Source organism: Nitrosomonas aestuarii (assembly GCF_003046585.1).
Taxonomy (GTDB): Bacteria; Pseudomonadota; Gammaproteobacteria; order Burkholderiales; family Nitrosomonadaceae; genus Nitrosomonas; species Nitrosomonas aestuarii.
Genome location: NZ_QAAE01000038.1, coordinates 1 through 6,395, shown reverse-complemented (window position 1 = coordinate 6,395; position 6,395 = coordinate 1). Strand labels below are relative to the sequence as shown.

6 protein-coding genes and 2 pseudogenes are annotated in these 6,395 nt (G+C 44.3%); 3 read left to right on the top strand and 5 right to left on the bottom strand.

Annotated elements, in window-relative coordinates; all coding sequences use genetic code 11:
- On the top strand, positions 1-318 hold a 318-nt coding region (locus tag C8R11_RS15605; protein ID WP_146159130.1), incomplete at its 5' end, for a tyrosine-type recombinase/integrase.
- Positions 319-441: 123 nt separating this feature from the next.
- Here C8R11_RS15605 and C8R11_RS15600 read toward each other — a convergent pair.
- From C8R11_RS15600 to C8R11_RS15590, 3 genes and pseudogenes are all read right to left on the bottom strand, one after another.
- Positions 442-1,155: pseudogene (locus tag C8R11_RS15600) on the bottom strand (IS6 family transposase).
- Between the two features lie 76 nt (positions 1,156-1,231).
- Entirely contained in the window at positions 1,232-2,638 is a 1,407-nt protein-coding gene (locus tag C8R11_RS15595; protein WP_107796500.1) for a DHA2 family efflux MFS transporter permease subunit, read from the bottom strand.
- A 5-nt stretch (positions 2,639-2,643) separates the two neighbouring features.
- The gene (locus C8R11_RS15590) at positions 2,644-2,940 is read right to left on the bottom strand and encodes a hypothetical protein (RefSeq protein ID WP_107796499.1); all 297 of its coding nucleotides are present in this window, start codon (positions 2,938-2,940) and stop codon (positions 2,644-2,646) included.
- Positions 2,941-3,662: 722 nt separating this feature from the next.
- Between C8R11_RS15590 and C8R11_RS15585 the strand changes: the two are divergent.
- Positions 3,663-4,178: pseudogene (locus C8R11_RS15585) on the top strand (transposase); the annotation flags it as partial.
- Between the two features lie 284 nt (positions 4,179-4,462).
- On the opposite strand, the gene C8R11_RS15580 reads toward C8R11_RS15585, so the two are convergent.
- Together C8R11_RS15580 and C8R11_RS15575 are read right to left on the bottom strand one after the other, a co-directional pair.
- Positions 4,463-4,963 carry a DinB family protein gene (locus tag C8R11_RS15580; protein WP_107796497.1) on the bottom strand — a complete coding sequence of 167 codons (501 nt, stop codon included), beginning with the start codon at positions 4,961-4,963 and terminating at the stop codon, positions 4,463-4,465.
- A 120-nt stretch (positions 4,964-5,083) separates the two neighbouring features.
- Positions 5,084-5,734 carry a cysteine hydrolase family protein gene (locus tag C8R11_RS15575; protein ID WP_107796496.1) on the bottom strand — a complete coding sequence of 217 codons (651 nt, stop codon included), beginning with the start codon at positions 5,732-5,734 and terminating at the stop codon, positions 5,084-5,086.
- A gap of 377 nt (positions 5,735-6,111) precedes the next feature.
- Here C8R11_RS15575 and C8R11_RS15570 point away from each other — a divergent pair.
- Positions 6,112-6,395, top strand: a 284-nt coding sequence (locus tag C8R11_RS15570) for a hypothetical protein (RefSeq protein WP_219908635.1), incomplete at its 3' end; no start/stop codon positions are given.

Sequence of the window (6,395 nt, the reverse complement as noted above, 5' to 3'; positions counted from 1 at the left end):
GCCGCCGGAATAAAAGATGAACGCAATACGCCATTGTTTCGCAGCTTGAGTTGTCGCGGCACTGCTATCACTGACAGGGCGGTTGACCGCAAGAATGTTTTTCATATGATCCACCGAAAAATTAAAAAAACTGGATTGCCCAAAGAGATTGGCTGCCATAGCTTTAGGGGCACCGGCATCACCAACTTCCTGCAACATGGCGGGGATATTGAAACGGCGGCCAGGATTGCAGGTCATGCTTCAACCCGCACCACACAGCTTTATGACCGGCGTAACGATATTGTTAATCAGAGAGAGATTGAACGGATTCGATTTTAGGCAAGGTTGGAAGTTGCCAATCCAAATAAAGACTATATAGTCTAAAAAGTAAGATTTTTAGTGAGTCAATGGGCTCTGTTGCAAAAAATAGCGTTGACCAGGGTAAGCCTCTGATATGTTTGATTATGCGGTGTAAATATCGAATTGTCTTTCAATAATGCGGATTTCTCCTATGAGATCCTGGCCATATTTCCATGCATTCAGCTGTCCTTTTTTGAACATATTCATAAGTTCGAACCCTTTAATTGTTGCATAGGCCGTCTTTATGGATTGAAACCCGTGCACGGGATTAATCAATCGCTTGAGTTTTCCATGATCGGCTTCGACAATATTGTTCAGGTATTTCACCTGCCGATGTACCGTATCCTTCGGGCATTTTCCTTCTTCCTGCAATTCAGCAATGGCGGGGTCGAAAGTCGGTGCCTTGTCTGTATTGATTGTTTACGGATGCGTCCAGGGTTTTATAGATTTGAGAGCTTTGCCTAGAAATCGTTTGGCCGCTTTCTTATTGCGGGTAGGCGAAAGATAGAAATCAATCGTATTACCGTGCTTATCAATAGCCCGGTATAAATACGTCCATTTCCCTTTAACCTTCACATAGGTTTCATCTACCCGCCAGCTGTAACCCATCGTCGGCTTGTATTACCACCGCATGCGTTTCTCCATTTCGGGTGCATAATGTTGAACCCAACGATAAAGCGTTGTGTGATCTACTTCAAATCCACGTTCCAGCATCATTTCTTCCAGTTCACGATAGCTAATCCCGTATTTGCAGTACCATCTAACACAACTCAGGATTACACCGCCCTGGTAATGTCGCCATTTGAAATCCAACATTGAGAAATATCATGAAAAAATTTATTAATGCACCAATTTGCTTATTTTTTGCAACAGAGCCCCATCGGCTACCTGATTAGAGCTCATTTTGCACTTTTCTACCGATATGGCTTTGAATTTGATAATGCATGAGCGCAGCAGCAAAAAATGCAACGACAGACAACACTAGCAGAAACGTAAACGCATCAATGTAGGTGGAATGCATCTCACCGTCGCTAGCCTGCTGGAGAATAACCACAACACCAACAGCTCCAAACGCACCACCAATACGCTGCATAATATTAACCAAGGTTGTCGCGTCCCCCATTTCTTCCTTTTTCACAGAAGTGTATGCCGCTGTCATGGCCGGCATTTGGGCCAAAGCCACACCTATGCCCCGCAACGCGAGAATTACACCCAGAATTAGAGGCGAGTACAACTTCGCAACAAGGAAAGGAACAGTACCAACCAGTAATATCAAAGATCCCGTCAAGGCCACGATTCCAGCCCCATAGCGGTCTATTAGTACCCCAGCAATTGGTAACGTCAGTGCACTTCCGAATCCCATGATCAACAACCATAAACCAGTTTCCATCGGGCTCTGGTTGGCCACCAGTTGAAGATATAGCGGCAAAAGTAGCAAGCCTCCGTACATGCTTGCGCCAGTTAACCCAGTGATAAAAGTGGAAATGGAAAAGATTCGACGACCGAGCAGATGAAGGTCGATAAGAGGAGAACTGACGAGGAATGCGGTTACACCGAAACTCATCACTAAGACGCTACCGATACCTGTTGCAATAACCGTGAGTGGAGTTAACTCACCAAGTCCCATTTCTGTAGCCCCGAAAAGGAGCAACGGCAATCCGATTCCTAGTAGAGACAAGCCGATCTTATCTACCTTGCGAGCAAAGTCCCTTGAGCCGCTGGGCACCAATTTTCTAGCAGCGATCAACGCGGCAATACCAATTGGGACATTAATCCAAAAAAGCCAGCGCCAAGAAGTGCTCTCTAGGAGGGCACCACCAATGGCCGGCCCTATCGTGGGCCCGAGCGCAACAGCCAATCCGAGCCATCCAAAAATTCGACCAAGGTGTTTCTTTTCTACTTCGGAACCAATAACAGCTTGGCCCGCCGGAACCATTAATCCGCCGGCTAATCCTTGTAGAACTCGAGCACCGATCAAAGTCAATATGTCAGGTGCAACAGCACACAAGATTGAAGCAACCACGAACAAGCCAAGACTGTAATTCCACACGCGGCCATAACCGAAGCGCGCGCCAAGCCATGCGGCAGCTGGCAAAGATACAGCGAGCGCACACAGATAGGCCGTTGCAACCCACTGCGCTACGGACAGATCTGACGAAAAATCCACTCGAATAGATTCGATTGCCAGATTGACGACTGTGGAGTCGAGCATTGCCATGAATGCTCCTGCCCCCGTCACAGCAGCTACTAGCCAAGACTGTATCGGAACACCCTCAGGTGCCACACTACTAGTACCCATGGGCTCTAACGTTTAAATTGAGGGACACCCTGCAGGGGCGAAGCAGTGAACGAAGTGAACGGTGTTCCCTCCAATGCCGCGTTCTCTGATATTGAGTGCGGGGCAATATTCAGATCATTGGTCAAAACAGATACCGGGCAATCAACTCGAAATAACTTGCATTTTATCCGGAGCGCAGCTTGTGTGTCCGCATCAATACCTGCGGTATTATGCGTGCGCTCAAATTGCACTCCGCACATTAGCAGTTTTTGTACGCTGTATAAACCTGCTATTTTTATTATATAGTGAAAAAATTTTGTCATTCGTAGCGCTCAATGTTAGGTTGCGCAATATATACGCTATTTTGTCCTATAATCTCTGAAAGAGATTGTATAACCAATTAATTATACAGTTTCCGTATATCTTCCATATTTTTGTCATAAATCGGTACTACCAAGTTAATAACCGGAGCCACTTCAATCCTTAGACCGTATTTCCCCACAAATATGCACAGTACCCTATTTTGCTCCGCTATTGACAAGTGAGTTGCTTTTGGCATTTATATCGAATCATGGTGCACGTGTTTGGGTGTTATTTCATTGATTTACGTGCATTATTTTACCAAAATATACATTAATTATAAATTCAATCAATTGCTTATACTTTATGAGTGAGCTCTATTTACTGAGTGAATTTATTGAACCTCAAAAAAAACACCTTCTGGAATGAAGGTGTTTTCAACTAACTTTCATTGGGAGAAATGAGCAGGTTTAAGTTTTAACGAGGGAGAGAGGAAAAAACCAATCTGCTTATTGATCATTTTACAGATAACCGCTACATACCATTGGTAAAGGACGATGTAATTTACCCCCTATTTTTGTTTAAAGTCCCATTCAAACGATGTTTATCGATCTGAATCAGCCCGACTTTTTGAAGGCTCTTTTGTTTGAGTCAGGCTGCATCAGCTGACTTCTCCCGTTGGCGATATTCACTGCCAGCCACTCACGCGTAACGCCACCATTTTCAAGCTGTAGATGCTGTTCAATCTCGGTTTATTATTGCCTGGCGGCTGTGGCTGTGTACTACCATGAGTTCCCGTGATGTATCAGATACATTGGATGATGCACTACGTTTCACAGGGCTTAACCAGGTCAAAGTCAAGCATAAACCGCGATTACTCAGTGACAATGGCCCGAGTTATATTTCAAGTGAGTTGGCGAAATATCTGGATGAACGGGATATGAGCCATACACGTGGCAGACCCTACCATCCACAGACTCAGGGCAAGATCGAACGATGGCACCGTTCATTAAAAAACCAGATTCTACTGGAAAACTATTACTTCCCTGGAGAATTGGAAGGCCGCGTTCGTCAGTTTGACGATTACTACAATCACAAACGCTATCACGAATCACTGAACAATCTGACACCGGCTGATGTCTTTTATGGTAGTGGCCAGTCAATACTCGACAAACGCGAAAAAATAAAACTACAAACATTAGCCAGGCGACGTCAGATGTATTACGATAACCGGGCTAAAAATTCAAACCTGATGAGCTGAAGTGTCTCTTATCTCTGGCAGCCATCTGTCCAAATTACTTTGACGACGTACACATTGATATATCCGCACTGACGCTGCCGGACATCGCGATTATTCTGTTCATAGTCGCAACGGTCGGCGGCGTTAAACTGGCTTATGTTTTTGCGGCCACGAAAGTGATAACGATGAGCAAAGAATTGGGAGCTGGAAATAAAGTCCGGTTGGCTTCGGGCGCTCTTATGGTTGACGTAGGTACCTATTTGATTGTCAGGACTTGACTGCGCATCGTTCTGGCTTTACCCGGTTCAGATATCGGCTTCCGGCATCCAGATTAAATCCGTTACACCGTAATACAGACTGCACTGGCTCAGCAATGTCGTCAACTGACCTCTGTGATGCGTCTGGTGATTGAAAAAATGGATGACAGCTACACCCATTTTTTGAGTACGTTCCACCGGATTAACGATGCTGGTATATGTCAGGTCGCCATTCAGCATCGCATCGGACAATCCTTCAGCCCATTGTATGATCCGCGCATCCGTCAGATCGCGCTCTTCTCTGAGTTTGTCGAAGTCTGAATAAAGTTCCTGTGCCAGCGATTCTACCCGGAAGGGTTTGTTTTCGAAACGGCCTAACCAGACTCGATCCCCCAGCAGCAAATGATTAAGCGTGCCGTGTATAGAACCGAAAAAAGCTTGCCGATCTTTTTTACGTTCCTCATCCGGCAGACGGCTACATACATCGTATAGCCGTTCGTTCATCCACCGGTTATAACGGGCCAGCAGTTTACATTCATCGACATGCATGTTTCTTATTACGTCTGCTTATGCTTTTTAGATTCGACCCGACATTCTATTACGAGTATTTGTTTTCAATTGACCATACAATGCTTTTTACTTTCCATCGGCCCAACTGTTCATCTTTCTTCAATATAAAAATTTAGCCAGTAAGTTTTCAATATCATTCGTTTCCAATAAACTGACATCGATATTTTGCATCTCTTCTTCACCTATTTGGTATAGCCGGGATATGGCATCTTTTACCAACACAATGCGAAAATCCCGTTCACTGGCCTGATAAATACTTGTTCTTGGGCAATTTGGAAAATTACATCCTGAAAACACCACCGTATCAATTTCCCGTTCTTTTAAGAAGCTTTCCAACATTGTTTTGTAGAACGCTCCCCACCGTGGTTTGTATATGACGTACTCATTGTTCTTCAATTTCTGCATGTTTCCAGACAAGAGCAGACCGGCATCGAGTTTTAAATCAGGGTCAGGTTTTAGTTCATCGACCAGTTCCGCGCCGCTGGAGTCCGGCGCGACAATTTCTTTTCCTTCTTCTATGGCTTGTTTGCGGCATAAATCCACATTCGAACCGTCTTTAAGATAGAGTCGAACTACATGAATAATTGGCAAACCTTGTTTTCGATAAGCGGTCACGAGTCTGACCATATTGGGTACGATGGAAGCTGTTCCATCAATCCGCGCAGGAGCATTGTTCAGTGTAAAATCATTCTGCGTATCTATCGTGATGAGTGCAGATTTTTCAATGTGAGGGTCTGTATATTTATTCATTTCCAATCATTCGTTTCTATGAAAAATACATTCTCGACTGGAGTCTTCAAAACGTAAAGTTTCAATTATACAGTTTGCCATGGTTTAACGCTGTCGAGAGTGATGTCAGATTGAAGTCGTTCGGTTACAACCCAACACGTAACTTGAATTCATGACCCGGTGCAAATACGATGCACATTTTCCGGCTCGGTCACATAAGACTGACTGCAAGATGGTACTGTAATACAGTACCATCTTGGCAAGGAGGTTCACTGCGCACTGAAGTGCGCCCCAGTTATATGCAAATATGCGTATAAAACGCGACTTCAATATATTCTAGAGTCGAGCTCTTTTGACTAGAATATATTTGGATTCATAATTTCTATGTGGAGGAAATAATGAAAACTTTTGTTGCTATCTCGTTAATGCTTCTGAATTTATTTAGCTATGCCGGGCCATTACCACCGAATGACTTGTCTGGAGAAACACTAAGAACATGGCTGCAAGATAACTGGCACAAAGGAAAACACAATGACCTGGGATATAACGAAGCAAGGCGTGCCATGTACAGCTTTATAGATGTAGGCACAGATGGCATGGTTACTGGTGTCTATACCGGCTTTAAACAGGCAAGCAAAGACACGACATTCCTTAATCCAATTAATGCAGAACATACCATACC